Origin of the sequence: Pseudazoarcus pumilus (assembly GCF_002872475.1) — a bacterium.
Taxonomy (GTDB): domain Bacteria; phylum Pseudomonadota; class Gammaproteobacteria; order Burkholderiales; family Rhodocyclaceae; genus Pseudazoarcus; species Pseudazoarcus pumilus.
Window position 1 is genome coordinate 1,844,776 of sequence record NZ_CP025682.1, and the last position, 25,867, is coordinate 1,870,642.

A 25,867-nucleotide genomic window follows, 5' to 3' on the forward strand; every position below is an offset into this window, starting at 1 on the left:
CGGAGGTTTCGTGTGCCGGCTCCGAGGCAGTATCATGCCCGCCCCGTCTGCTGCCTTTTGCCCTGCCCCATGCCCTTTCAGATTCAGCAAACCGAATTCCGTGGCCAGCCGGTCGTCACGCTGCTGTCCGGTGACGGCGCGCGCGCGGTGGTGTCGCCGTTCGGCGGGCAGGTGTTGTCGTGGGCGCCGGCCAACGGGCTGGAGCAGTTGTTCCTGTCCGATGCCGCGGTGTTCGACGGCAAGACGCCGATCCGCGGCGGCATTCCGGTGTGTTTCCCGCAGTTCTCGAAGCTCGGCAAGCTGCCGCAGCACGGCTTTGCGCAGGACGCGGTGTGGGAAGTTGCGGACAGTCGCGGCGGCGACGACTTCGCGCTGGTGACGCTGCGCCTGACCGACGACGAGCGCAGCTTCGCGCTGTGGCCGTCGAGCTTCGAGCTGGAACTGACGGTGGCGATCGGTGGCGAACGGCTGGATGTGGAGTTGGAAGTGGCCAATACCGGCCACGCGCCGTTCGCATTCACGGCGGCGCTGCACACCTATGTGCTGGTCAGCGAGGTCGAGAACGTGCGCCTGGAAGGGCTCAACGGTCACGACTACCGCGACGCGGCCGACAACGATACGATCAAGCGCGACACCGGCGACGTGGTCGTGGTCGACGACGAACTCAACCGCGTCTATCACGACGTCGAGCGCGCGTTGTTGCTGCGCGACGGCAGCCGCTCACTGGGCATCCACGGCGAAGGCTTTCCCGATGTCGTCGTGTGGAACCCGTGGGAGACGCGCTGCCGCGACTTTCCCGATCTCGCGCCGGACGCCTTTCGCCGCATGTTGTGCGTCGAGGCTGCGGCCGCGCACGGCAAGATCCTGCTGGATGCCGACGACACCTGGTGCGGCCGGCAGACACTCGTGAAACTGTGAAAAGATCCGCCATGCAGTTCGGCGTCGGCCCTCGCTGCGCTCGCACCGACCTACGAACAACGCCTAGTCCCTAACCCTTCCAGAGATGCTCCCTTCCATCGAACACCGTATCGCCACCGAACTCGGCGTGGAACCGCGTCAGGTCATCGCCACGGTCAAGCTCATCGACGAGGGCGCGACCGTGCCTTTCATCGCACGCTACCGCAAGGAAGCCACCGGCGGCCTGGACGACGTGCAGCTGCGCCGTCTGGAAGAACGCCTGAGCTATCTGCGTGAGCTCGAGGAGCGGCGCGCTGCGGTGCTGGCGTCGATCGAGGAACAAGGCAAGCTCGACGCCACCCTGCGCGCGCAGATCGAGGCGGCCGAGACCAAGCAGCGCCTCGAAGACCTCTACCTGCCCTACAAGCCCAAGCGCCGCACCAAGGCGCAGATCGCGCGTGAGGCCGGCATCGAACCGCTGGCCGAGCTGCTGTTGTCCGATCCGACGCGTGATCCGGCGACCGAGGCCGAGGCCTTCCTGAACCCCGAGGCCGGCTTCGAGGATGCGAAGAGCGTGCTCGACGGCGCGCGTCAGATCCTGATGGAGCGCTTCGCCGAGGACGCGGAGCTGCTCGCCGAGCTGCGCGAGCGCTTGCTCGCCGACGGCGCGATCGTCGCCCGCGTGATCGAGGGCAAGGAGGACGAAGGCGCGAAGTTTCGCGACTGGTTCGACCATCGCGAGCCGCTGGCGAAGATTCCGTCGCACCGCGCGCTGGCCCTGCTGCGTGCCCGCAACGAGGGCGTGCTGCGTGTCGCGCTCGAACTGGCGCACGACGAAGGCACGACTCACCCGTGCGAGGCGCGCATTGCCACGCGCTTTGGCATCCGCAGCCAGGGGCGTGCAGCCGACGCGTGGCTGGTCGAGACGGTGCGCTGGGCGTGGAGCGTAAAGCTCTCCCTGCATCTCGAACTGGAACTGATCGGCGCCCTGCGCGAGCGCGCCGAAGAGGAAGCGATCCGCGTGTTCGCGCGCAACCTCAAGGACCTGCTGCTCGCCGCACCGGCCGGCAACCGCCCGACCATGGGCCTGGATCCGGGCATCCGCACCGGCGTCAAGGTGGCCGTGGTCGACGCCACCGGCAAGCTGGTAGCGACCGATACCGTGTATCCGTTCGAGCCGCGACGGCATCGCGAACCGGCCATCGCCGCGCTGCTGGAGCTGATCCGCGCCCATCAGGTGGAACTGATCGCGATCGGCAACGGCACGGCCTCGCGAGAGACCGACCAGCTCGTCGCCGAACTGATGCAGCGCCATCCCGAACTCAAGCTCACGCGGGTCATGGTGTCGGAGGCCGGTGCATCGGTGTATTCAGCCTCGGAACTGGCCTCGCGCGAGTTTCCCGACGTGGACGTGTCGCTGCGCGGAGCGGTGTCGATCGCCCGCCGTCTGCAGGACCCGCTGGCCGAACTGGTCAAGATCGATCCCAAATCCATCGGCGTGGGCCAGTACCAGCACGACGTGAACCAGAGCCGGCTGGCGAAGATGCTCGACGCCGTGGTCGAGGACTGCGTCAACGCCGTCGGCGTGGACCTGAACACGGCCTCGGCCCCGCTGCTCGCACGCATCGCCGGACTGAGCGCGGCGCTGGCCGAGAACGTGGTCGCGCACCGCGACGCCAACGGCTCCTTCCGCTCGCGCAAGGCCTTGCTCGAAGTGCCCCGCCTGGGGCCCAAGACCTTCGAACAGGCTGCCGGCTTTCTGCGCATCCGCGACGGGGACGACCCGCTCGACGCCTCGGCCGTGCACCCGGAAGCCTATCCGGTGGTCGAGCGCATCCTCGCGCGCGTGCAGGCCGGCGTGCGTGAAGTCATGGGCGACACGCGCCGGCTGCGCGAACTGCAAGCGGCCGAGTTCACCGACGAGCGCTTCGGCGAGCCGACCGTGCGCGACATCCTCGCCGAACTCGAGAAACCCGGACGCGATCCGCGCCCGGAGTTTCGCACCGCGACCTTCCGCGACGGCATCGAGAAGGTCTCCGACCTGGAACCGGGCATGCTGCTCGAGGGCGTGGTCACCAATGTCACCAACTTCGGCGCCTTCGTCGATGTCGGCGTGCATCAGGATGGCCTGGTGCATGTGTCGATGCTCGCGGACCGCTTCGTGCGCGACCCGCACGCCGTGGTCAAGGCCGGCGACGTCGTCAAGGTCAAGGTGCTGGAGGTGGACCTGGCGCGCAAGCGTATCGCGTTGACGATGAAGCTTGGCGAACCGCCGGCGGAGAAGTCGCCGAAGCCGGCCCGCGAGTCGACACGCGACCCGGCCCAGAAGAAGCCACAGGCGCAGGCGCGCCGCCAGAACAGCCCGCGGGCGGGTGCCGAGCGCAACAAGCCCGATGGGGCAATGGCCGACGCGCTGGCCCGGGCCCTGCGCGGCAACAAGTAGAATTCGTCCAAACCGGCGGTAAGGAAGAACCACGATGACGGTGCGCATCTATGGCATCCGCAACTGCGACACGATGAAGAAGGCCTTCGGCTGGCTGGAAGCGGCCGGCGTCGCCTATGACTTTCACGACTACAAGAAGGCCGGTATCGACGACGCCACGCTCGCGCGCTGGTGCGCGTCGGCCGGGCGCAAGGCGCTGCTCAACCGGCGCGGCACGACCTGGCGCAAGCTCGCGCCCGAGCAGCAGACGGTCGACTCCGACGCCGAGGCGATCGCGCTGATGCGCGCGCATCCGAGCGTGATCCGCCGCCCGGTGATCGAGACCGATGCGGGCGAGCTGCTGGTCGGCTTCGACCCCGACAGCCTCGCCGCCAGACTCGGAGTCGCCTGATGAGTGAATCGACTTCCTGGGTGCGCCGCTTCCTGTTCGAGGCGCTCGACATCCGCGGCGCGCTGGTGCGCCTCGACGACGTGTGGCAGGCCCTGCAGGCCGGGCGCGACTACCCGCCCGAGGTCGCGCGCGTGCTCGGTCAGATGTGCGCGGTGTCGACCATCATCGCCGGCAACCTCAAGCAGCCCGGCCGGCTGACCTTCCAGATTCACGGTGACGGGCCGCTGCGCCTGCTCGTCGTCGACTGCCCCGAGTCGCTCAACCTGCGCGCCATGGCCAAGGTCGACGGTCCGGCCGAGGGGGAGACGCTGACGCAGCTGGTCGGGGCCGGTCGCATGCAGCTCTCGCTGGAGCTGCCCTCCATGCGCGAGCCCTATCGCAGCCTGGTGCCGCTCGAAGGCGACAGTGTCGCCGAGGTGTTCGAGCACTATCTGACGCAGTCCGAGCAGCAGCCGGCAGCGCTGTGGCTGGCCTGCGACGGCGAGGCCGCCTGCGGCCTGTTCCTGCAGAAGCTGCCCGGCGCCGACGCACGCGACGCCGATGGCTGGGATCGCGTGCAGCATCTGGCGTCCACCGTACGCCCCGACGAATTGCTCGGACTCGACGCCGAGCACTTGCTCGTGCGCCTGTTCAATGAGGAGGACGTGCGCCTGTTCGCCCCGCGCGAAGTCAGCCATGACTGGCCGCGCGACCCGCAGAAGGTCGAGGACATGCTGCGCAGCCTGGGCCGCGACGAACTCGACGACATTCTCGACGAACATGGCGAAGTCGTCGTGCACGACGACCTGGGTAACCACACCTATCGCTTTGAGCCCGACGACATCGACGCGCTGTTCGACGACGAGGGCGACGACGACGATGCGCCGCCGACCCTGCACTGAGCGCGACGAATCGACGGATTCTGCCGTCGTCCTTGCCCGAATTCGCCACCGTCATTAGACTCGCAAGCTTTTGAGGCACTGAGCATTCATGTCGACGAACCCGCCCCCGCGCCGCCCGATCGAGTTCCGCAACGCGTCGATCGGCGCGACCGTAGCGATGCTGCGCGAGACACGCCCGGACCTGCTCGCCGACGAACTGCACAAGATGCTCGGTGGCCGCCCCGACTTCTTTTCCGGGGAAGCGGCCATCCTGGATTTCGCCGAGCTCGGTGACGACGCGCCCGAACGTCTCGACTGGGCCGGTCTGCTGAGCCTGTTCCGCCGTTTCCAGCTGCAACCCATCGGCGCGCGCGGCTTGCCGGCGGACCTGATCGCCGGCGCACGCCAGGCCGGCGTATCGCTGCTCGACGCGGCCGAGACCAACACCGAGGCGCCGCCGCCGGCCTCGCGCCGCGAACCCGAGCCGCGCCCGGAACCGGCGCCGCAGCCGGCCGCCGCAGTACCGCAGACAGGCAAGCCCGCGCCGACGATGTTCGTCGACCGTCCGGTGCGCTCCGGACAGCAGGTGTATGCACGCGGCGGCGACCTGGTGCTGCTGGCCGGCATGAGCAACGGCGCCGAGGTCATCGCCGACGGCAGCATCCACTGCTACGGTCCGCTGCGCGGCCGCGCGCTGGCCGGCGCCCAGGGCAACGATCGAGCGCGCATACTGGCGACCAACTTCGGCCCTGAGATCGTCTCAATCGCCGGCGTGTACCGCACTTTCGAACAGGGCATCCCCGCCGCGATCGCGGGTCGTCCGGCGTGCGTGCGCATGGCCGAATCGGGCCGTGGCACGGCGCTTACCATCGAACCGCTGCAACTCGACTGAATGCAGCCCAACCGTCTGGAAGGAATCCCATCGTGACTCGAGTCGTCGTCGTAACCTCAGGCAAGGGTGGCGTAGGCAAGACCACCACCAGCGCGGCCTTCGCGTCCGGACTCGCACTGCGCGGCTTCAAGACCGCGGTGATCGACTTCGACGTCGGTCTGCGCAATCTCGACCTGATCATGGGCTGCGAGCGACGCGTGGTCTACGATCTGGTCAATGTGCTCAACGGCGAGGCCAAGCTCAACCAGGCACTGATCAAGGACAAGAACTGCGAGAACCTGTTCATCCTGCCGGCCTCGCAGACGCGCGACAAGGACGCGCTCACCGAGGAAGGCGTCGAGACGGTGATCAAGGAGCTCGAACACATGGGCTTCGACTATATCGTCTGCGATTCACCCGCCGGCATCGAGCGCGGTGCCGTGCTGGCGCTGACCTTCGCGGACGAAGCCATCGTCACGACCAACCCGGAAGTCTCGTCGGTGCGCGACTCGGACCGCATCCTTGGCATCCTGCAGTCGAAGTCGCGCCGTGCGGCCGAGGGTCGTGAGGCCGTAAAGGAGCACCTGCTGGTCACGCGCTATTCGCCCAAGCGCGTCGAGGACGGCGAGATGCTCTCCTACAAGGACGTGCAGGAGCTGCTGCGCGTCCCGCTGATCGGCGTGATTCCCGAATCGGAATCGGTGCTGCATGGCTCCAACCAGGGCACGCCGGCGATCCACCTCAAGGGTACCGACGTGGCCGAGGCCTATGTCGATGTGGTCGCGCGTTTCCTCGGCGAGGAACGTCCGCTGCGTTATGTTGATTACACGAAACCGGGCCTGATGAAGCGCCTGTTCGGAGGCAAGTGACATGTCCCTCCTAGCGCGATTCTTCGGAAAAAAGGAACGTACGGCTTCGGTCGCGAAGGAGCGTTTGCAGCTCATCATCGCGCGCGAGCACGGCTCGGATTCGCGAGGCCCGGATTTCCTGCCGGCGCTGCAGCGTGAGCTCATCGAGGTGATCTCGAAGTACGTCTCGGTCAACCCGGACGACATCAAGGTGCAGCTCGAGAAGCAGGACAACCTCGAGATTCTCGAGGTCAACATCGTCCTGTCGGACCAGAAGAGCGCCTGAGCCCGATCCGCGTACAGCCCTCGATGTACGAACCACGCAACGAGCGCTGAACTGCGGCAGGGCGACGCGACCGGTCGCCGTGTGCCGGTCTGCGTTCGATCGTCCGATTTGCGGGCACGCCCAGGGCCATGCGAAAATCCTTGGCCTTGCGGCGCCACGCTGCCCTCCCTCTTCAAGCACAGCCGACATGACCGACCAGACCAGCGCGAGCGCGCCGCAACAGGACGAGAACCACCTCATCGCCGAGCGCCGCGAAAAGCTCGCCGCGTGGCGCGCCACGGGCCAGGCCTTTCCCAACGACTTCTCGCGCGAGAACCTCGCCGCGCGTCTCGACGAGGCCTATGGCGACCGTGACGGTGAGGCGCTGGAGGCCACGCCGATCGAGGTCAAGGTGGCCGGGCGCATCATGCTCAAGCGCGTCATGGGCAAGGCCAGCTTCATCACCATCCAGGACGTGTCGGGGCGCATCCAGTGCTACGTGCAGCGCGATGCCATCGGCGAGGATGCCTACGCGGACTTCCGTCACTGGGACATCGGCGACATCGTCGGCGTGGTGGGCACCCTGTTCAAGACGCGCACCGGCGAACTGACCGTCAAGGGCTCGGACATTCGTCTGCTCACCAAGAGCATCCGTCCGCTGCCGGACAAGTTCCACGGCCTGACCGACATCGAGCAGAAGTACCGCCAGCGCTACGTCGACCTGATCATGAACGAGGCCACGCGATACACCTTCGTCGCGCGCAGCCGCATGGTGCAGTCGATCCGCAACTACATGACGGGCCACGGCTTCCTCGAGGTCGAGACGCCGATGATGCACCCCATCCCCGGCGGCGCCGCGGCCAAGCCCTTCACCACGCATCACAACGCGCTCGACATGGAACTGTTCCTGCGCATCGCGCCGGAGCTCTATCTGAAGCGTCTGGTGGTGGGCGGCTTCGAGCGCGTGTTCGAGGTCAACCGCAACTTCCGCAACGAAGGCCTGTCGCCCCGCCACAACCCCGAGTTCACGATGATGGAGTTCTACGAGGCGTACGCGAACTACCGTACGCTGATGGACTTCACCGAAGGCCTGATCCGCCACTCGGCGCGCGAGGCGCTGGGCAGCGAAACCTTCGTCTATCAGGGCCGCGAGCTCGACCTGTCGCGCACCTTCGCGCGCCTGACCATCGTCGAGGCGATGCGCAAGTACAACCCGGGCTTCTCCGAGGCACAGCTCAATGACGCCGACTGGATCCGCGCCAAGCTGGCCGAATTCAAGGTCGAGCCGCACGCCGGCGCCGGCCTGGGCGCGCTGCAGCTGGCCCTGTTCGAGGAGACCACCGAGGCCGATCTGTGGGAGCCGACCTTCATCATCGACTACCCGGCCGAGGTCTCGCCGCTGGCACGCCGCCACGACGACAACCCGGAGATCACCGAGCGCTTCGAGCTGTTCATCGTCGGGCGCGAGATCGCCAACGGCTTCTCCGAGCTCAACGACGCCGAGGACCAGGCCGCACGCTTTCTCGAACAGGTCCAGGCCAAGGAGGCCGGCGACGAAGAGGCCATGTACTACGACGCCGACTTCATCCGCGCGCTCGAATACGGCCTGCCGCCGACCGCCGGCTGCGGCATCGGCATCGACCGCCTCGTGATGCTGCTGACCGACGCGCCGTCGATCCGCGACGTGATCCTGTTCCCGCACCTGCGGCGCGAAGCCGACTGAGCGCAGCGGCCGCCCACGGGCGGCCGCCTGCTTTCGACATGCCCCGCCTCAGCCCCGCCCGCCTGAGTTTCCGTGATGACGGCACGCCGTGGTCGGAAGCGTATCAGGACATCTACCACTCCAGCGCGGGCGGCCTGGAACAGGCGCAACGGGTCTTTCTCGAAGGCAACGCCCTGCCAGCGCGCTGGCAGGGCCGTGAGACCTTCACCATCGTCGAAACCGGTTTCGGTCTGGGGCTGAACTTTCTGGTCACCTGGGCCGCCTGGCGCGACGACGCGAGCCGCTGCGAACGCCTGCACTACGTCTCGGCCGAACTGCACCCTTTCACGGCCACCGACCTCGCCGCCGCGCACGACGCATCCCCGCAATTCGCGCCGCTGATCGCCGAACTCACCTCGCACTGGCCGTCGCTGGTGCCGGGATTTCATCGCCTGCATCTGGACGGCGGGCGCGTGATCCTGACGCTGCTCTTCGGCGATGCATGCACGCTGCTTGCGCAACTCGACGCGCGGGCCGATGCCTTCTATCTCGACGGCTTCGCGCCGAGAGTCAATCCCGCGATGTGGAGCGAGGCGCTGATCGGCGATCTGGCCCGGCTCGCCGCGCCGGACGCAACGCTGGCTACCTGGTCGGTGCATGGCGCGACCCGCCGGGCCCTGCAGCAGGCCGGCTTCGACTGCGACAGGCGCCGCGGCTTCGCAGCGAAAAGTCAGATGCTGGTCGGCCGTTTCACGCGCGGGAGAACGCCTCCGCAAACTCATCGCCACGCACTGGTGATCGGTGCCGGCCTGGCGGGCAGCGCGATTGCCCACCGCCTGCTCGACCGCGGATGGCGCGTTGCGCTGATCGATGCCGCCGACGGCCCCGCACAAGGCGCCTCGGGGAACCACGCCGGCGTGCTGCGCGCCCTGCCCAGCCGCGACGACAACCGCATGAGCCGCATCACGCGCGCCGGCGCCCTGTACGGAATGCATCACATGAGGCGATTGTCGATGGCGGGCCTGCCGGTACGCTGGGCGGCCTGCGGCGTGCTGCATCTGGCGCGCGACGACAAGCAGGCGGCGAGACAGCGCGAAGTGGTCGCCGCGCTCGACGACCCGGCCGAGGTGTTGCGCTTCGTCGAACGCGACGAGGCCTCGCGCATCGCGGGCTGGCCGCTGGCCATCGGCGGCTGGTGGTTTCCGGCCGGGGGCTGGGTCAATCCGCCCAGCCTGTGCGCAGCCAATCTCGCGGCATGGCCGAAGCGGCTGCGCACGCACTACGGCCGCGAAGTGGCTGCGCTGGAGGACACCGGCAGCGAATGGGTCGCGCGCGACGCCGATGGCTGGGAGGTCGCCCGCGCGCCGGTGGCCATCCTCGCCAATGGCACGGCCATCTCGCGCCTGTCGCAAGGTGCGGCGATCCCCGTCGTCGCTGCGCGCGGCCAGGTCAGCCATGTGCGCGCCAGGAACGGCAAGACGGCCGAGGTGGTGGTGTGTCGCGGCGGCTACGTCAGCCCGGCCATCGACGGCCTGATGGCTGCGGGCGCGACCTTCTCGGTCGATGACGACGATGCCACGCTGCGCGAGGCCGACCATGCCGAGAACCTGGCCAAGCTCGCCACCATGCTGCCGGGATTCGACGCGGAGATCGTGGGAGGCCGCGTGGGTTTCCGCCCCGCCTCCCCCGACCGTCTGCCCATCGTCGGCGCGGTACCGGACGCGGCGCGGCCTCATCACGGAACGCTCGCCACGGTGGCGCGTCACCGCGACCTCTACGCCGTCTCCGGCTTCGGTGCCCGCGGGCTGGTGTGGTCGGCGCTGGTCGCCGAGATGCTGGCGAGCCAGCTGAACGACGAGCCGTCGCCCATGGAACGCGAACTGCGCGACGCGATGGACCCGGCGCGCTATGTGCTGCGACCGCCCGGTAGACCTGGCACCCGGGCCGAGGACTGACCGACTACAGGTAGCGGCGCATGCGCGCGAGCGTGCGCTCACGCCCCAGCACTGCCAGCACTGCGTCGATGGCCGGCGTCTGGGGCACGCCCAGCGTGGCCACGCGCAGCGGGATCGCCACCTGCGGCATCTTCAGGCCGTGATCGGCCATCGTCGCCTTGATCGCACCGGAAACGGTTTCTGCGTTCCACTCGGCACTCGCCTCGAAGCGCCCGGCGAGACTGTTGAGGGCGGCGCGGGCGGGCTCGGTCAGATGCTTCTCGATCACATCCGGCGCAGGATGCGCCTCGATGCAGAACAGCTCCACCGCATCGGTCAGTTCGTTGAGCGTGGACGAGCGCTCGCGGTAGAGCGCGACCACCGCCTCGAGCTCGGGACCGGCCTCCGGGTCGATACCGCGCCGCGCCAGCCGCGAGGCGACCTCGCTGGCCAGATACGCCACGTCGGCCTGCTTGATGTAGTGGGCGTTGAGCCAGTTGAGCTTCTCGGTGTTGAACTGCGCGGCCGACGGCGTGATGTGGTCCAGGTCGAACCATTCGACGAACTGCGCTCGCGAGAAGATCTCTTCGTCGCCGTGACTCCAGCCCAGGCGCGCGAGGTAGTTGACGACGGCGTCCGGCAGATAGCCTTCCTCGTCGTACTGCATGACGCTGACCGCACCGTGGCGCTTGGACAGCTTGGTGCCGTCGTCACCGAGGATCATCGACAGGTGCGCGTACTGCGGCACCTCGGCGCCCAGCGCACGCAGGATGTTGATCTGGCGCGGCGTGTTGTTGACGTGGTCGTCGCCGCGGATGACGTGCGTGATGCGCATGTCCAGATCGTCGACGACGACGCAGAAGTTGTAGGTCGGCGTGCCGTCGCCGCGCGCGATGACCAGATCGTCCAGCTCGGCGTTGGAGAATTCGATGCGCCCCTTGACCAGGTCGTCCCACGCGACGACGCCGTCGCGCGGGTTGCGAAAGCGCACGACCGGCTTCACGACCGCCGGCGGGTTGGGCAGGGTCTTGCCCGGTTCCGGGCGCCAACGACCGTCGTAGCGCGGCTTCTCGCCACGCTCACGCTGCGCCTCGCGCATCGCGTCGAGTTCGTCGGGCGTGGCGTAGCAGTGGTACGCCGTGCCAGCCTCGAGCATCTGCGCGATGACTTCCCGGTAACGGTCGAAGCGCTGCGTCTGGTAGAAGGGCCCCTCGTCCGCATCCAACCCCAGCCAGTGCATGCCGTCGAGGATGGCCTGCACCGCCTCCGGCGTGGAGCGCTCCAGATCGGTGTCCTCGACGCGCAGGATGAACTGCCCGCCGTGACGTCGCGCATAGGCCCAGCAGAACAACGCGGTGCGCGCACCGCCGATATGCAGGAAACCGGTGGGGCTGGGGGCGAAACGGGTGCGGACGGACATCGCAGAGGCTCCAGGCTACGGGGCTGGCGGAAAACAAAAAACCCCGTCCAATCGGGCGGGGTTTCGTGTTGGTGGGCGGTACTGGGATCGAACCAGTGACCCCTGCCGTGTGAAGGCAGTGCTCTACCGCTGAGCTAACCGCCCCGGAAGAAGAAGCGCGGATTCTATGTGCAGCGGAGCGAGGCGTCAACACACGGCGGCACGCAAGCGTGCGCTACGCTCGGCGAATGCACGAAATGCACGCGGCGAAGTGCGCTACTGTTTACGGCGCGGCCGTCGCTGCACGCAGGCTGCGCGACGAAGCTCGCATCCGGTGCCGCCCACAAGGAAATCCCGCCGATGAAAACCTATCCGGGCCTCGCCCTGCTGCTGTGCATTTCCCTGGCGCATGCCACGCCGCTCGAGCCGATCGAACGACTCGACCTGCAGCGCTACCTGGGGACCTGGCATGAGATCGCCAAGTATCCCAACCGATTCCAGGAGCAGTGCGTATCGGACACGACGGCCACCTATGCGCGCATGGACGACGGACGCATCGAGGTCATCAACCGTTGCCGTACCGCATCCGGCGAGTTCGACGAGGCCCGCGGTGTCGCCCGTCTGGTCGGCGAGGCGGGCTCGCCCAGGCTCGAGGTACGTTTCGCGCCGGCCTGGCTGTCGTGGCTGCCGATGGCATGGGGGGATTACTGGGTGATCGATCTCGACGAGGCCTATACCCTGGTCGCGATCAGCGAGCCGTCGAAGGAATACCTGTGGATTCTGGCGCGCGATGCCGACGTTGCGGGCGAACGCGTCGAAGCACTCGTCACAAGACTGGAACAACGGGGCTTCGATGCGGCACGCATCGTGCGCTCGCCGCACGACTCACGCTGAGGCCGGATCAGACCCAGGTATCGATGACGCCGCCGCTGCTCCCGCTCGGCGAAGACACCTGCAACGCCTGTAGCATCAGTTCGGCCTGCTGCTCCTGCATCTCCATGGCTTTCTTGAGCATCATCAGCGATGCCTGCTCCTGCGTGCGGGCCTGCGAATTGGCGGTCGCCAGTGCGGCGATCGAAGATACGTCCATCGGAAAGACCAGAAAGCGGTGGGTGTGCCGGTGTCAACGGCAGCGGAGCACGAAACTTGAGGTCCGCGTGCTCCGCCGCATCCTGAACCGTCTTACTGCCCGGAGAGCATCTTCTGACGCTTTTCGACAAGCGCTTCGAGGGACGCCTCGACGATCGCCAGGCCTTCGCGCAGCACGTCCTCGTCGATCAGCAGCGAGGGCAGGAACTTGAGCACCTGGTCGTCGGCACCGGCCGTCTCGATCACCAGGCCGCGCGTGAAGGCCTCTGCCGACGTCTCACCGGCCACACCCGGCTGGGGCAGCTCCAGACCCCAGATCATGCCCAGGCCGCGAACGCTCGCATTCAGCTCGGGGAAGCGGTCAGCGATGCGCTGGAGCTCACCGCGGATGATCTCGCCCTTGTGCGCGACCGCGCCGGACAGGTCGTCGTTCTCCCAGTAGCCCAGCGCTTCGGTGGCGGCCACGAAAGCGAGGTTGTTGCCGCGGAAGGTACCCGTGTGCTCGCCCGGCTTCCACTGGTCCAGATCGGGGCGCATCAGCAGCAGCGCCATCGGCAGGCCGCCACCGATGGACTTGGACAGGGTCACCATGTCGGGCTGGATGCCGGCGCGCTCGAAGCTGAAGAAGGTGCCGGTGCGGCCATTGCCGACCTGGATGTCGTCGATGATGAGCAGGATGTCGAACTCCCGACACAGGCCGGCGAGCTTCTGCAGCCACTCGATGCTGGCCACGTTGACGCCACCCTCGCCCTGCACCGTCTCGACGATGACCGCCGCCGGCAGGTCGATGCCGCTACTGCCGTCTTCCAGAAAGCGGCGCATGTAGTCGACGCTGTCCACGCCTTCGCCGAGAAAGCCGTCGAAGGGCATGAAGGCGCTGTTGCTGCGCGAGCCGTAGGATTCGTCCTTGTAGTAGTAGTTGCCGGTGACCGCCAGCGAACCCAGCGTCAGGCCGTGATAGCCGTTGGTGAAGGCGATGATGTTGGAGCGGCGCTTGAGCATGCGCGCGAGCTTGAGCGCAGTCTCGACCGCATTGGTGCCGGTGGGGCCGGTGAACTGCACCTTGTAGTTCAGGTTGCGCGGCTCGAGGATGGTGTCGCGGAACTTGGTCAGGAAGGCACGCTTGGCCACCGTGGCCTTGTCCAGGCCATGCACGATGCCACCGCGTTCCAGATAGGCGATCATCGCCTCGGAAAAGCGCGGGTTGTTGTGACCGTAGTTGAGTACGCCGGCGCCGGCGAAGAAGTCGATGTAGCGATTGCCGTGCTCGTCGAACATCTCCGAACCGCGGGCGACGTCGAACACCACCGGAAAGGAACGGATATAGCCGCGTACCTCGGATTCCATTTCATCGAAAATTCGCATCGCAATCACCTCGGGTCGATATTTAGCGCCGACGATCGACTTCAGCGAAGTCCATCGCTTCCGCGCTCGCCACATGTGAAGTCACGTGCCGAACCCCGGACCGGCGAGGATAAATTCAGTATCCCTGAGCAGCCCGGTCGGGTCAAACCGCATTCGCCGCCGCTTTGTCGTCGGCTGCCGCGATGAGCGCGGCAGCGAAAAGCCCGGAACGATGTCCGGGCTTTTCGGGGAAAACCAATGGTGGGTGCTGACGGGGTCGAACCGCCGACATTCGCCTTGTAAGGGCGACGCTCTACCAACTGAGCTAAGCACCCGCACCGGCGATGGCGGCAACCATCGGCCGGGTCGAAGGGGCGCTACTTTACCGCATCCTTCAGACCCTTGCCAGCACGGAATTTGGGAATGCGCGCCGCCTTGATGCGAATGCTCTTCCCGGTGCGGGGGTTGCGACCGTTGCGCTCGGCGCGCGCTCCCACGTAGAAGGTACCGAAACCCACCAGGGTCACGGTGTCGTTCTTCTTCAAGGCCTTGCGCACGGCGTCGACCGCGGCGTCGAGCGCGCGCCCGGCGGCCGCCTTGGATAGGTCGGCCTGTGCGGCGATTGCATCTACCAGTTCGGATTTATTCACGTAGAACCCCCCTCTTGGCGTTGAGCATTCAACCCGTTTGTCGTCGATGATGCCCGCGGGGCGCGGTCGTGCCGCGTCTGGTCTCGTTGCGCGGACGGTCTCCTCGGTGCTGCACGGTTTTTATAGCGTGCGCCATTCGGCGCTGTCAACAAACGATGGCGCGTGCAGGGCACGCGCCATCGGGCAACAGCAACGGAACTCGGGAAAACGCTCAGTGCGCGCGGATGCTATTTCCCGCCGCGTCGACCTCGCCGCCGGGGGGAACCTCGGGCACGCCCTCGTCCAGCGGTTCAGGCTGGCGCTCGAGTGCGTGCTCGAGCACCTTGTCGAACCAGCGCACCGGAATGATCTCGAGCGCATTCTTGATGTTCTCGGGAATCTCCGCCAGATCCTTGACGTTTTCCTCCGGAATCAACGCAGTGGTGATACCGCCACGCACGGCGGCGAGCAGCTTCTCCTTGAGGCCGCCGATCTGCAGCACCTCACCGCGCAACGTGATCTCGCCGGTCATGGCGACATCGGAGCGCACCGGAATGCCGGTGAGCGAGGACACCAGCGCGGTGGTGATCGCAATGCCGGCCGACGGGCCGTCCTTGGGGATCGCGCCTTCCGGGAAGTGGATGTGCAGATCGCCCTTCTCGAAGACCTCGTCCTTGATGCCCAGCTTGCGGGAACGGCTGCGCACGACCGAGCGCGCTGCCTCGACCGACTCCTTCATGACGTCACCGATCGAACCGGTGCGCTGGATGTTGCCCTTGCCCGGCATCACCACCGACTCGATGGTGAGCAGCTCGCCACCGACCTCGGTCCACGCCAGACCGGTGACCTGACCGACCTGGTTCTCCTTTTCGGCCACGCCGAACGAGTACTGACGCACCCCCAGGTACTTGTCGAGATTGTCCGCCGTGACCTGGATCTTCTCACCCTTCTTTGCCAGCACCAGCGCCTTGACCACCTTGCGGCAGATCTTGGAAATCTCGCGCTCGAGGCTGCGCACACCGGCTTCGCGTGTGTAGTAGCGGCAAATGTCGCGCACCGCGGCTTCGGTGATCTCGATCTCGCCCGATTTCAGACCGTTGTTCTTGATCTGCTTGGGAATCAGGTAGCGCATCGCGATGTTGGTCTTCTCGTCCTCGGTATACCCAGACAGACGAATGACTTCCATACGGTCGAGCAGCGCCGGCGGGATGTTGAGCGTGTTCGCCGTGGCGACGAACATCACGTCGGACAGATCGTAATCGACCTCGATGTAGTGATCCTGGAAGGTGTGGTTCTGCTCCGGATCGAGCACTTCGAGCAGCGCCGAACTGGGGTCGCCACGGAAATCCTGGCCGAGCTTGTCGACCTCGTCGAGCAGGAACAGCGGGTTTTTCACTCCGACCTTGGTCATGTTCTGGATGATCTTGCCGGGCATGGAGCCGATGTAGGTACGGCGGTGGCCACGGATCTCCGCCTCGTCGCGCACGCCGCCCAGCGCCATGCGGACGAACTTGCGATTGGTCGCACGCGCGATCGACTGCCCCAGCGAGGTCTTGCCCACCCCCGGAGGGCCAACCAGACACAGGATCGGCGCCTTGACCTTGTCTACGCGCTGCTGCACGGCCAGGTACTCGACGATGCGCTCCTTGACCTTCTCCAGCCCGTAGTGGTCCTGGTCGAGAATCTTCTCGGCCTTGGCCAGGTCCTTGCTGACACGCGAACGCCTCTTCCACGGCAGGCCGACGAGCGTCTCGATGTAGTTGCGCACAACGGTCGCTTCGGCCGACATCGGCGACATCAGCTTGAGCTTCTTGAACTCGCCTTCGGCCTTGGCCAGCGCGTCCTTGGACAGGCCCGAGGAGTGGATCTTCTTGTCCATGTCCTCAAGGTCCGCGCCCTCTTCACCTTCACCCAGTTCCTTCTGGATGGCCTTGACCTGTTCGTTCAGGTAATACTCGCGCTGGCTTTTTTCCATCTGGCGCTTGACGCGGCCACGGATGCGCTTCTCGACCTGCAGGATGTCGAGCTCGGTCTCGATCTGCGAGAGCAGCTTCTCGAGCCGGGTGCGTGTATCGAAGACCTCGAGCACCTCCTGCTTGTGCTCGAGCTTGAGCGGAAGATGGGCGGCGATGGTGTCGGCCAGGCGGCCGGCGTCCTCGATGCCCGACAGCGAGGCGAGGATCTCGCCCGGAATCTTCTTGTTGAGCTTCACGTACTGGTCGAACTGCCCGATGATCGCGCGGCGCATGGCCTCGACCTCGGTGGTGCCGCCGTCCGTGACCACCACCGGCGCCACGCGTGCGACGAACAACTCTTCCGCGTCCTCGACCGCGAGCACGTGGGCGCGGTGCACGCCCTCGACGAGCACCTTGATGGTGCCGTCGGGCAGCTTGAGCATCTGCAGCACATTGGCCACGCAACCGACGTCGTACAGATCGTCGGCGGAGGGCTCGTCCTTGGCCGCCGAACGCTGGGCGACGAGCAGGATGCTCTTGTCGCCTTCCATCGCCGTCTCCAGCGCCTTGATCGACTTGGGGCGCCCGACGAACAGCGGAATGACCATGTGCGGGAACACCACGACGTCGCGCAACGGCAGCAGCGGCAGAGTGTTCTGTTCGACGGGTTGTTCGGAGTGGCTTGCCATGAGTGAAACCTCTGTGGGGGAGCAGTTAGGTATCTGGGGACGTAACGCCGGAAATCAAGCGGTCGCCCGCACGCACTCGACCGCCGACACACTGCGGACGTGCCGGCACGCTTCGAGCTTACGCGCGGGCCACGAACCCCCGCAAGCTCGGCCTGCGGGGAGTCAGTTGGATCCGGAGACCTTCTGCTGGTCTGCGTAAATCAGCAGCGGCTGGGCAGCGTCGTTGATCGTGCCCTCGTCGATGACGACTTTCTCCACACCTTCGAGGGTGGGCAGGTCGTACATGATGTCGAGCAAGGCGCCCTCAAGGATGGAGCGCAGGCCGCGCGCGCCGGTGCGTCGGGCGATCGCCTTGCGCGCGATCGCGTGCAAGGCGGCCGGACGGATTTCGAGTTCGACGCCTTCCATCGAGAAGAGTTTCTGGTACTGCTTGAGCAGCGCGTTCTTGGGCTCGACCAGAATCTGGATGAGTGCGTCCTCGTCGAGTTCCTCGAGCGTGGCGACCACCGGCAGGCGACCGACGAACTCCGGGATGAGCCCGAACTTGACCAGATCCTCCGGCTCGACCTGCCCGAGGAACTCGGACACGGCACGCCCGTCGCGGCTCTTGACCTCGGCGCCGAAGCCGATGCCGACCTGCTCGGTGCGCTCACGCACGACCTTGGCCAGCCCGTCGAAGGCGCCGCCGCAGATGAACAGCACGTTGGTGGTGTCGACCTGGATGAAGTCCTGATTGGGGTGCTTGCGCCCGCCCTGCGGCGGGATCGAGGCCTGCGTGCCCTCGACGAGCTTGAGCAGCGCCTGCTGCACGCCTTCGCCGGAGACGTCGCGCGTGATCGACGGGTTGTCCGACTTGCGCGAAATCTTGTCGATCTCGTCGATATAGACGATGCCCTGCTGCGCCTTGTCGACGTCGTAGTCGCACTTCTGGAGCAGTTTCTGGATGATGTTCTCGACGTCCTCGCCGACGTAGCCGGCCTCGGTGAGCGTGGTCGCATCCGCCATCACGAAGGGCACGTTGAGCAGGCGTGCGAGCGTCTGCGCGAGCAGCGTCTTGCCCGAGCCGGTCGGCCCGATGAGCAGGATGTTGCTCTTGGACAGCTCGACCTCGTCCTTGTCGGTGGCCAGGTGACGCAGCCGCTTGTAGTGGTTGTACACCGCCACCGACAGGTTGCGCTTGGCCTTGCCTTGCCCGATCACGTACTGGTCGAGAATGCGGCAGATCTCCTGCGGCGTGGGCAGGCTCCCCTTGCCGGCCTCGGCGCTGACACTCTCCATCATCTCGTCACGGATGATGTCGTTGCACAGCTCGATGCACTCGTCGCAGATGAAGACGGACGGGCCCGCAATCAGCTTGCGCACCTCGTGCTGACTCTTTCCGCAGAAGGAGCAGTACAGCAGCTTGTCGCCACCCGTCTTCTTTTCGCTCATGATCGGTTTCTCCGCTTTCAGGCGTCGTCGCGCGACGCGAGCACCTTGTCGACGATGCCGTATTCGACCGCTGCCTCGGCACTCATGAAATTGTCGCGGTCGGTGTCCTTTTCGATGCGCTCGAGCGGCTGACCGGTGTGCTTGGACAGCATGCCGTTGAGGCGCTCGCGGATGTACAGAATCTCGCGGGCATGGATCTCGATGTCGGAGGCCTGGCCCTGGAAGCCACCCAGCGGCTGGTGGATCATCACGCGCGAGTTGGGCAGGCAGAAGCGCTTGCCCTTGGCACCGGCGGCGAGCAGGAATGAGCCCATGCTCGCGGCCTGGCCGATGCAAAGCGTCGACACGTCCGGCTTGATGAACTGCATGGTGTCGTAGATCGCCATGCCGGCCGACACCGAGCCGCCCGGCGAGTTGATGTAGAAATACACGTCCTTGTCCGGATTCTCGGACTCCAGGAACAGCAGCTGGGCGACGATGAGGTTGGCCGTCGCGTCATTGACCGGACCAACCAGGAACACCACGCGCTCCTTGAGAAGGCGCGAATAGATGTCGTAGGCGCGCTCTCCGCGCCCGCTCTGCTCGACGACCATCGGCACCAGGCCGAGTGCCTGGGGATCCCAGTTGCCGTTCATTTCGCTGGCTTTGCTCATCGTTTCCCGTCTTTACGACCCATCAGGCCGCAGAATTTCCCATCAGTTCATCGAAATCGACCGGTTTGTCCTCGGTCTTGGCCTCGCCCAGCGCCCATTCGACGACGTTGTCCTCGATCACGATCGCCTCGACCTGCGACAGGCGATCCGGCTGAGAGTAATACCAGCGTACCAGTTCCTGCGGATCCTCGTAGCTTTGCGCCATGTCCTCGACGACGCTGCGGATCTGCTCGGGCTTGGCGAACAACTCCTTGTCCTTGACGATCTCGGCCATGATCAGCCCGAGCTTGACGCGACGCTCGGCCTGCTCGGTAAACCATGACGGCTCGACCGGCACATCCTTGAGATTCATGCCGCGCATTTCCATGTCGCGACGGGCGTTCTCTGCAAGCTGTTCGGACTCCTTGTCGACCAGCGCGGTGGGCACGTCGAACTCGGTGACGGCGAGCAGCGCGTTCATGACCTGCTCCTTGACGCGACCCTGCACGCGACGCTTGACTTCGCGCTCGAGGTTGGCCTTGACTTCCTCGCGCAGCGTCGCCACGTCGCCGCTGGCCACGCCCAGCGTCTTGGCGAACTCCTCGTCGACTTCCGGCAGCACGGGCTTTTCGACGCCCTTGACGGTGACATCGAAGGAGACCGTCTTGCCCGCCAGATTCTCGGCGTGATAGTCGTCCGGGAAGGTCATCTCGAAGGTTTTCTCTTCGTCCTTGCCCATGCCCTTCACGGCCTTCTCGAAATCGGCCAGCATCGAACCGGCACCGATCACGAACGGGAAGTCCTCGGCCGTGCCGCCCTCGAAGGGCTCACCATCCATCTTGCCGACGAAGTCGATGGTGACGCGGTCGCCATCCTTGGACTTGCGCTTGCAGGCCTCGAACTGCGTGCGTTGCTTGCGCAGCACCTCGATGGTCTTGTCGACCTCGGCGTCACCAACGCTGAGCACCGGACGCTCGATCTGCTGATCGGCAAGCGAGCCCGGCTTGACCTCGGGATAGACCTCGAACACCGCCGTGAACGACAGCATCCCGTCGGCCGACTTGTCGCCCGGCTCGATGCGCGGCTGGCCGGCGATGCGCAGTTCCTGCTCGCGCAGCTTCTCGCCGAAGGCCTTCTCGACCGCGGCGCCGATGGCTTCCGAGCGCGCCTGTGCGCCATAGGTCTGGGCGACGATCTTGAGCGGCACCTTGCCCGGCCGGAAGCCGGCCATCTTGACGGTGCGGGCCATGCGCTTGAGGCGGGCATCGACCTCTTTCTCGATATCGGCGACCGGCACGGTCATGTCGATACGGCGCTCCAGCGCGTTCGGCGTTTCCTGATTGTTTTCCATCAATTGCTTCCCGACAAGGTCAAAAAAAACGTGAAACGGCCGGCGCACTCCGGCGATCCGTCCGGGATCGTTTCGGGGCGCCGACCGGCTGCTAGGTTCTCGCTAACCGCCGATTCTAGCACATGCGAGGGGGCTTCCTTCCAGCGCACGACGGTGGCCATAATGGCTTCGACACGGGGTTCGGAACGTCGTGTGCGAATGTGGAACTTGCCGCACGGCACCGCCTCACAGCCTTCATGCGCGACGGTTTTCCGATGGCGTCACGAACGCCGCAGGAGAGCGGCCGGAACCCGTTTCCGTGCGCGACCGAATCCGGCGACCCGCCGGCATGCATTGCTTCAGGAGGCGCCAGATGAGCATCTTCAACACCTACCAGTCCCGCTTCGAGGCCACCCGCGACGAGGAGATGTCGATCCAGGAATACCTGGAGATCTGCAAGAGCGACCGCTCCGCCTACGCCACCGCCGCCGAGCGCATGCTGATGGCCATCGGCGAGCCCGAACTCGTCGACACCCGGCTCGATCCGCGTCTGTCGCGCATCTTCTCCAACAAGGTGTTGCGCATCTACCCGGCTTTCCGCGACTTCTACGGCATGGAAGAGGTGATCGAGAGCATCGTGGCCTACTTCCGCCACGCCGCGCAGGGGCTGGAGGAGAAGAAGCAGATCCTCTACCTGCTCGGTCCGGTCGGCGGCGGCAAGTCCTCGCTCGCCGAGAAGCTCAAGCATCTCATCGAGCACGTGCCCTTCTACGCGCTCCAGGGCTCGCCAGTGAACGAGTCACCGCTGGGCCTGTTCGACCCCGACGAGGACGGACCCATCCTCGAGGAGGACTTCGGCATTCCGCGCCGCTATCTCGAGACCATCATGAGTCCGTGGGCGGTCAAGCGCCTGCACGAATACGGCGGCGACATCACCAGATTCCGCGTGGTGCGCGTGCGCCCCTCGGTGCTCAAGCAAAAGGCGGTGGCCAAGACGGAGCCGGGCGACGAGAACAACCAGGACATCTCGTCGCTGGTCGGCAAGGTCGACATCCGCCAGCTCGAGCACCACTCACAGGATGACCCGGACGCCTACAGCTATTCGGGCGGGCTGTGCCTGGCCAACCGCGGACTGCTCGAATTCGTCGAGATGTTCAAGGCACCGATCAAGGTCTTGCATCCGCTGCTCACGGCCACCCAGGAAGGCAACTACAAGGGTACGGAGGGTTTTGGCGCGATCCCCTTCGACGGCATCGTGCTCGCGCACTCGAATGAGTCAGAGTGGATCTCGTTCAAGAACAACAAGAACAACGAGGCCTTCCTCGACCGCATCTATACCGTCAAGGTGCCCTACTGCCTGCGCGTGTCCGACGAAGTGCGCATCTACGAGAAGCTGCTCGCCAACAGCTCGCTCGCGCAGGCGCCGTGCGCACCCGACACGCTGACGATGATGGCGCAGTTCGCCGTGCTCTCGCGCCTCAAGGAGCCGGAGAACTCCAGCATCTACTCGAAGATGCGCGTCTACGACGGCGAGAATCTCAAGGACACCGACCCCAAGGCCAAGAGCATCCAGGAATACCGTGACTATGCCGGCGTCGACGAGGGCATGACGGGGCTTTCGACGCGCTTCGCGTTCAAGGCGCTGTCCAAGGTGTTCAACTTCGACCACCGCGAGGTCGCCGCCAACCCGGTGCATCTGCTCTACGTGCTCGAACAGCAGATCGAGCGCGAGCAGTTTCCGCCCGAGACCGAAGCGCGCTATCTGAACTACCTGAAGGAATACCTCTCGGCGCAGTACGCCGAGTTCATCGGCAAGGAGATCCAGACCGCCTACCTGGAGAGCTACTCCGAGTACGGCCAGAACATCTTCGACCGCTATGTGACCTTCGCCGACTTCTGGATCCAGGATCAGGAGTTCCGCGATCCCAACACCGGCGAGATCCTCGATCGCGGCGCGCTCAACGACGAGCTCGAGAAGATCGAGAAGCCCGCGGGCATCAGCAACCCCAAGGACTTTCGCAACGAGGTGGTCAACTTCGTTTTGCGCGCACGCGCCAAGCACGGAGGCAAGAACCCGGCCTGGACCAGCTACGAGAAGCTGCGCGGCGTGATCGAGAAGAAGATGTTCTCGAACACCGAGGACCTGCTGCCGGTGATCAGCTTCAACACCAAGGCCAGCGCCGACGACCAGAAGAAGCACCAGGACTTCGTCGATCGCATGGTGGACAAGGGCTACACCGAGAAGCAGGTGCGCCTGCTGTGCGAGTGGTATCTGCGCGTGCGCAAGTCGTCCTGAAGCGTGGCGGGTCGCCCGCGACCCGCCACGCGCACCGAGAGGCACCCATGGTCCGCATCATCGACCGTCGTTTCGACAGCAAGAACAAGAGCGCGGTCAACCGCCAGCGTTTCCTGCGCCGCTTCCGCCGCCAGATCCGCGAGGCGGTCAACGACGCCATCGGGGAGCGCTCGATCCGCGATCTGGACAACGGCGAGGCGGTCTCCATCCCGGCGCGCGACCTGTCCGAACCGCAGTTCCGACATGGCGCCGGCGGCGTGTGGGAAAAGGTCTTTCCCGGCAACGACCAGTTCCACACAGGGGATCGCATCGCGCGGCCGCAGTCCGAGGACGGCGGAGGCGGCGGCAGCCAGGCCAGCAACGAGGGCGAAGGCGAGGACGACTTCGTCTTCCAGCTCTCGCGCGAGGAATTCCTCGACATCTTCTTCGACGACCTCGAGCTGCCCAACCTGGTGCGCACCGAGTTGGCGCGCATCACCGATTTCCGTTCGCGGCGCGCCGGCTTCACTACCGACGGCGCGCCCACAAACATCAATGTCGTTCGTTCGCTGCGCGGCGCGTTGGGGCGGCGCCTGGCGATGGGTTCGCCGCTGGCCGCGCGCATTCGTCGCCTGGAGGCCGAACTCGACGAGATCGTCACGCAGTACGGCGAGCACGACGAGCGGACGCGCGAACTGCGCGAGGAAATCGCCGCCCTGCGCGCCCGCGTCGCGGCGATTCCCTTCATCGACAGCTTCGACCTGCGCTACAACAACCGCGTGCCCGAACCGGTGCCCACCTCGCGCGCGGTGATGTTCTGCCTGATGGACGTCTCCGGCTCGATGGACGAGGAGAAGAAGGCCACGGCCAAGCGCTTCTTCATGCTGCTGTATCTGTTCCTGACGCGCAGCTACGAGGAGATCGACGTGGTCTTCATCCGCCACCACACGATCGCGCGCGAGGTCGACGAGGACGACTTCTTCCATTCGCGCGAGTCCGGCGGCACGGTGGTCTCGAGCGCGCTCAACCTGATGCGCGACATCGTCGCCGAGCGCTATGCCGGTGGCGGCTGGAACGTGTACGGCGCGCAGGCCTCGGACGGCGACAACTGGGACAACGACTCGCCCATCTGCCGCGAGGTGCTGGGCAACTCGGTGCTGCCCCACTGCCAGTATTTCGCCTACGTCGAGATCACGCCGGCCCAGCCGCAGAACCTGTGGCGCGAGTATGCCAAGCTGCTCGAAGCCCACCCGAACTTCGCCATGCAGCGCATCGAGGAGCCTGCGCAGATCTACCCGGTGTTCCGCGAACTGTTCAAGAAGAGCCTGGTATGAAAGTCGCCGACAAGACGCATGACCCGTTGCCCGACACTTCCGAATGGAGCTTCGAGGCCATCGACCGCTACCACGAGGAGATCGCACGCGTGGCGTGCGAATTCGGGCTGGATACCTACCCGGTGCAGGTCGAGATCATCACCGCCGAGCAGATGATGGACGCCTACGCCTCGGTCGGCATGCCGGTCAACTATCACCACTGGTCCTTCGGCAAGCACTTTCTGGCGACCGAGCGCGGCTACCGGCGCGGGCAGATGGGGCTGGCCTACGAGATCGTGATCAATTCCAACCCCTGCATCGCCTACCTGATGGAGGAGAACACCCTGACCATGCAGGCGCTGGTGATCGCCCACGCCGCCTATGGCCACAACAGCTTCTTCAAGGGCAACTACCTGTTCCGCACCTGGACCAATGCCGACGCGATCATCGACTACCTGGTGTTCGCGCGCCACTACCTGGCCGAATGCGAACAACGCCACGGCATCGCGGCGGTCGAAGCGCTGCTCGACTCCTGCCATGCGCTGATGAACCTGGGCGTGGACCGCTACCGCCGTCCGCAGAAGCTCACGCTCGCCAAGGAGAAGATGCGCCAGTCCGAGCGCGCGGAGTACCTGCAGGCCCAGGTCAACGAACTGTGGCGCACCCTGCCGCAGTTCGAGGTGCGTCGCGAGGAACGCGACACGCAGCGCTTCCCGCCCGAGCCCGAAGAGAACCTGCTGTACTTCATCGAGAAGCACGCGCCGCTACTCGAACCCTGGCAGCGCGAGGTGGTGCGCATCGTGCGCAAGATCTCGCAGTACTTCTTCCCGCAGCGCCAGACCCAGGTCATGAACGAGGGCTGGGCGACGTTCTGGCATTACACGCTGCTCAACCGCCTCTACGACGAAGGCCTGCTCGGCGACGCCTTCATGCTTGAATTCCTGCAGTCGCACACCAACGTCGTCTACCAGCCCGCCTATCGAGAACGCTGGTTCTCCGGGATCAACCCCTATGCGCTGGGCTTCGCGATGTGGACCGACATCCGCCGCATCTGCGAGCAGCCCACGGCCGAAGACCGCGAGTGGTTCCCGGACATCGCCGGCAGCGACTGGCGCGAGACCTTCGATTTCGCGATGCGCAACTTCAAGGACGAGAGCTTCGTCGCGCAGTATCTTTCGCCCAAGGTGATGCGCGACTTCCACCTGTTCGCGGTACTCGACGACGAGCACGACGACCGGCTGCAGGTTTCCGCCATCCACGACGAGGCGGGCTATCGCCATGTGCGCGCCCTGCTGTCCGAGCAGTACAACCTGGGCAGTCGCGAGCCCAACATCCAGGTGCACTCGGTGGACCTGCGCGGCGACCGCTCGCTGACCCTGCGCTACACGCCATATCGCGATCGCCCGCTGGAGCGCTCGGCCGACGAGGTCATGAAGCACGTGGCGCGTCTGTGGGGTTTCACCGTGCGCCTCGAAATCGAGCGCGAGCACGGCAGCGTCGAACTGCTGCAGGAGCTTCGCCACGACCGTCGGCGCGAGGCCGATTTCTCCTGATCCGCGCACGGCGCACT

At 65.7% G+C, this 25,867-nt stretch carries 21 protein-coding genes and 2 tRNA genes; 13 read left to right on the forward strand and 10 right to left on the reverse strand.

Annotated features, from left to right (window positions below):
* Positions 1-69: 69 nt before the first annotated feature.
* The 9 genes from C0099_RS08880 (at position 70) to mnmC (ending at position 10,232) form a co-directional block, all read left to right on the forward strand.
* Entirely contained in the window at positions 70-918 is an 849-nt protein-coding gene (locus C0099_RS08880; RefSeq protein WP_102247107.1) for a D-hexose-6-phosphate mutarotase, read from the forward strand.
* Between the two features lie 85 nt (positions 919-1,003).
* Entirely contained in the window at positions 1,004-3,340 is a 2,337-nt protein-coding gene (locus C0099_RS08885) for a Tex family protein (RefSeq protein ID WP_102247108.1), read from the forward strand.
* A gap of 34 nt (positions 3,341-3,374) precedes the next feature.
* Positions 3,375-3,731, forward strand: a complete 357-nt coding sequence (locus C0099_RS08890; RefSeq protein ID WP_102247109.1) for an ArsC family reductase — start codon at positions 3,375-3,377, stop codon at positions 3,729-3,731.
* Complete coding sequence (hslO, locus tag C0099_RS08895; protein WP_102247110.1) at positions 3,731-4,612, forward strand: Hsp33 family molecular chaperone HslO; 882 nt, start codon at positions 3,731-3,733, stop codon at positions 4,610-4,612. Before C0099_RS08890 ends, hslO begins: the two co-directional genes overlap by 1 nt.
* Positions 4,613-4,700: 88 nt before the next feature.
* A complete protein-coding gene (gene minC / locus C0099_RS08900) occupies positions 4,701-5,483 on the forward strand; it encodes a septum site-determining protein MinC (protein ID WP_102247111.1) in 783 nt (260 codons plus the stop codon).
* 32 nt (positions 5,484-5,515) lie between these two features.
* Entirely contained in the window at positions 5,516-6,331 is an 816-nt protein-coding gene (gene minD / locus C0099_RS08905; RefSeq protein ID WP_102247112.1) for a septum site-determining protein MinD, read from the forward strand.
* Position 6,332: 1 nt separating this feature from the next.
* Positions 6,333-6,596, forward strand: coding sequence for a cell division topological specificity factor MinE (gene minE, locus C0099_RS08910; protein WP_102247113.1), 264 nt, complete (start codon positions 6,333-6,335; stop codon positions 6,594-6,596).
* A gap of 187 nt (positions 6,597-6,783) precedes the next feature.
* Positions 6,784-8,298: a lysine--tRNA ligase gene (gene lysS / locus C0099_RS08915; RefSeq protein WP_102247114.1), complete on the forward strand. Its 1,515-nt coding sequence runs from the start codon at positions 6,784-6,786 to the stop codon at positions 8,296-8,298.
* Between the two features lie 38 nt (positions 8,299-8,336).
* On the forward strand, positions 8,337-10,232 hold the full coding sequence (gene mnmC / locus C0099_RS08920) for a bifunctional tRNA (5-methylaminomethyl-2-thiouridine)(34)-methyltransferase MnmD/FAD-dependent 5-carboxymethylaminomethyl-2-thiouridine(34) oxidoreductase MnmC (RefSeq protein ID WP_102247115.1): 1,896 nt from the start codon (positions 8,337-8,339) through the stop codon (positions 10,230-10,232).
* Between the two features lie 4 nt (positions 10,233-10,236).
* On the opposite strand, the gene gltX is transcribed toward mnmC, so the two are convergent.
* Both gltX and C0099_RS08930 read right to left on the reverse strand, forming a co-directional pair.
* A complete protein-coding gene (gene gltX, locus C0099_RS08925; protein ID WP_102247116.1) occupies positions 10,237-11,631 on the reverse strand; it encodes a glutamate--tRNA ligase in 1,395 nt (464 codons plus the stop codon).
* A gap of 69 nt (positions 11,632-11,700) precedes the next feature.
* Positions 11,701-11,775, reverse strand: a tRNA-Val gene (locus C0099_RS08930).
* A gap of 195 nt (positions 11,776-11,970) precedes the next feature.
* On the opposite strand from C0099_RS08930, the gene C0099_RS08935 reads away from it, so the two are divergent.
* Complete coding sequence (locus C0099_RS08935; protein WP_102247117.1) at positions 11,971-12,504, forward strand: lipocalin family protein; 534 nt, start codon at positions 11,971-11,973, stop codon at positions 12,502-12,504.
* Between the two features lie 7 nt (positions 12,505-12,511).
* Here the strand turns inward: C0099_RS08935 and C0099_RS08940 are convergent, their stop codons facing one another.
* From C0099_RS08940 to tig, 8 genes are all read right to left on the reverse strand, one after another.
* Positions 12,512-12,700 carry a YjfB family protein gene (locus tag C0099_RS08940; RefSeq protein ID WP_102247118.1) on the reverse strand — a complete coding sequence of 63 codons (189 nt, stop codon included), beginning with the start codon at positions 12,698-12,700 and terminating at the stop codon, positions 12,512-12,514.
* Positions 12,701-12,792: 92 nt separating this feature from the next.
* Positions 12,793-14,064: a diaminobutyrate--2-oxoglutarate transaminase gene (ectB, locus tag C0099_RS08945; protein ID WP_102247119.1), complete on the reverse strand. Its 1,272-nt coding sequence runs from the start codon at positions 14,062-14,064 to the stop codon at positions 12,793-12,795.
* A gap of 238 nt (positions 14,065-14,302) precedes the next feature.
* A tRNA-Val gene (locus C0099_RS08950) sits at positions 14,303-14,378 on the reverse strand.
* A gap of 42 nt (positions 14,379-14,420) precedes the next feature.
* On the reverse strand, positions 14,421-14,693 hold the full coding sequence (locus C0099_RS08955; protein WP_102247120.1) for an HU family DNA-binding protein: 273 nt from the start codon (positions 14,691-14,693) through the stop codon (positions 14,421-14,423).
* A 211-nt stretch (positions 14,694-14,904) separates the two neighbouring features.
* A complete protein-coding gene (gene lon, locus C0099_RS08960; protein ID WP_102247121.1) occupies positions 14,905-17,316 on the reverse strand; it encodes an endopeptidase La in 2,412 nt (803 codons plus the stop codon).
* Positions 17,317-17,478: 162 nt separating this feature from the next.
* Positions 17,479-18,747: an ATP-dependent Clp protease ATP-binding subunit ClpX gene (gene clpX / locus C0099_RS08965; RefSeq protein WP_102247122.1), complete on the reverse strand. Its 1,269-nt coding sequence runs from the start codon at positions 18,745-18,747 to the stop codon at positions 17,479-17,481.
* A gap of 17 nt (positions 18,748-18,764) precedes the next feature.
* On the reverse strand, positions 18,765-19,400 hold the full coding sequence (clpP, locus tag C0099_RS08970) for an ATP-dependent Clp endopeptidase proteolytic subunit ClpP (RefSeq protein ID WP_102247123.1): 636 nt from the start codon (positions 19,398-19,400) through the stop codon (positions 18,765-18,767).
* A 22-nt stretch (positions 19,401-19,422) separates the two neighbouring features.
* Positions 19,423-20,730, reverse strand: coding sequence for a trigger factor (gene tig, locus C0099_RS08975; RefSeq protein ID WP_102247124.1), 1,308 nt, complete (start codon positions 20,728-20,730; stop codon positions 19,423-19,425).
* Positions 20,731-21,082: 352 nt separating this feature from the next.
* Here tig and C0099_RS08980 point away from each other — a divergent pair, with 352 nt between their 5' ends.
* The 3 genes from C0099_RS08980 to C0099_RS08990 are packed head-to-tail and all read left to right on the forward strand — an operon-like array spanning position 21,083 to position 25,850.
* Complete coding sequence (locus C0099_RS08980; RefSeq protein ID WP_102247125.1) at positions 21,083-23,005, forward strand: PrkA family serine protein kinase; 1,923 nt, start codon at positions 21,083-21,085, stop codon at positions 23,003-23,005.
* 47 nt (positions 23,006-23,052) lie between these two features.
* Complete coding sequence (locus C0099_RS08985; RefSeq protein WP_102247126.1) at positions 23,053-24,318, forward strand: YeaH/YhbH family protein; 1,266 nt, start codon at positions 23,053-23,055, stop codon at positions 24,316-24,318.
* Complete coding sequence (locus C0099_RS08990) at positions 24,315-25,850, forward strand: SpoVR family protein (RefSeq protein ID WP_102247127.1); 1,536 nt, start codon at positions 24,315-24,317, stop codon at positions 25,848-25,850. Before C0099_RS08985 ends, C0099_RS08990 begins: the two co-directional genes overlap by 4 nt.
* The last annotated feature ends 17 nt before the right edge of the window (positions 25,851-25,867 follow it).

What these genes read in the sequence shown, in the direction of transcription:
- C0099_RS08880 (WP_102247107.1), top strand. Translation starts at nt 70, where the DNA reads ATGCCCTTTCAGATTCAGCAAACCGAATTCCGTGGCCAGCCGGTCGTC.
- C0099_RS08885 (WP_102247108.1), top strand. Translation starts at nt 1,004, where the DNA reads ATGCTCCCTTCCATCGAACACCGTATCGCCACCGAACTCGGCGTGGAA.
- C0099_RS08890 (WP_102247109.1), top strand. Translation starts at nt 3,375, where the DNA reads ATGACGGTGCGCATCTATGGCATCCGCAACTGCGACACGATGAAGAAG.
- hslO (WP_102247110.1), top strand. Translation starts at nt 3,731, where the DNA reads ATGAGTGAATCGACTTCCTGGGTGCGCCGCTTCCTGTTCGAGGCGCTC.
- minC (WP_102247111.1), top strand. Translation starts at nt 4,701, where the DNA reads ATGTCGACGAACCCGCCCCCGCGCCGCCCGATCGAGTTCCGCAACGCG.
- minE (WP_102247113.1), top strand. Translation starts at nt 6,333, where the DNA reads ATGTCCCTCCTAGCGCGATTCTTCGGAAAAAAGGAACGTACGGCTTCG.
- lysS (WP_102247114.1), top strand. Translation starts at nt 6,784, where the DNA reads ATGACCGACCAGACCAGCGCGAGCGCGCCGCAACAGGACGAGAACCAC.
- mnmC (WP_102247115.1), top strand. Translation starts at nt 8,337, where the DNA reads ATGCCCCGCCTCAGCCCCGCCCGCCTGAGTTTCCGTGATGACGGCACG.
- gltX (WP_102247116.1), bottom strand. Translation starts at nt 11,631, where the DNA reads ATGTCCGTCCGCACCCGTTTCGCCCCCAGCCCCACCGGTTTCCTGCAT.
- C0099_RS08935 (WP_102247117.1), top strand. Translation starts at nt 11,971, where the DNA reads ATGAAAACCTATCCGGGCCTCGCCCTGCTGCTGTGCATTTCCCTGGCG.
- C0099_RS08940 (WP_102247118.1), bottom strand. Translation starts at nt 12,700, where the DNA reads ATGGACGTATCTTCGATCGCCGCACTGGCGACCGCCAATTCGCAGGCC.
- ectB (WP_102247119.1), bottom strand. Translation starts at nt 14,064, where the DNA reads ATGCGAATTTTCGATGAAATGGAATCCGAGGTACGCGGCTATATCCGT.
- lon (WP_102247121.1), bottom strand. Translation starts at nt 17,316, where the DNA reads ATGGCAAGCCACTCCGAACAACCCGTCGAACAGAACACTCTGCCGCTG.
- clpX (WP_102247122.1), bottom strand. Translation starts at nt 18,747, where the DNA reads ATGAGCGAAAAGAAGACGGGTGGCGACAAGCTGCTGTACTGCTCCTTC.
- clpP (WP_102247123.1), bottom strand. Translation starts at nt 19,400, where the DNA reads ATGAGCAAAGCCAGCGAAATGAACGGCAACTGGGATCCCCAGGCACTC.
- tig (WP_102247124.1), bottom strand. Translation starts at nt 20,730, where the DNA reads ATGGAAAACAATCAGGAAACGCCGAACGCGCTGGAGCGCCGTATCGAC.
- C0099_RS08980 (WP_102247125.1), top strand. Translation starts at nt 21,083, where the DNA reads ATGAGCATCTTCAACACCTACCAGTCCCGCTTCGAGGCCACCCGCGAC.
- C0099_RS08985 (WP_102247126.1), top strand. Translation starts at nt 23,053, where the DNA reads ATGGTCCGCATCATCGACCGTCGTTTCGACAGCAAGAACAAGAGCGCG.
- C0099_RS08990 (WP_102247127.1), top strand. Translation starts at nt 24,315, where the DNA reads ATGAAAGTCGCCGACAAGACGCATGACCCGTTGCCCGACACTTCCGAA.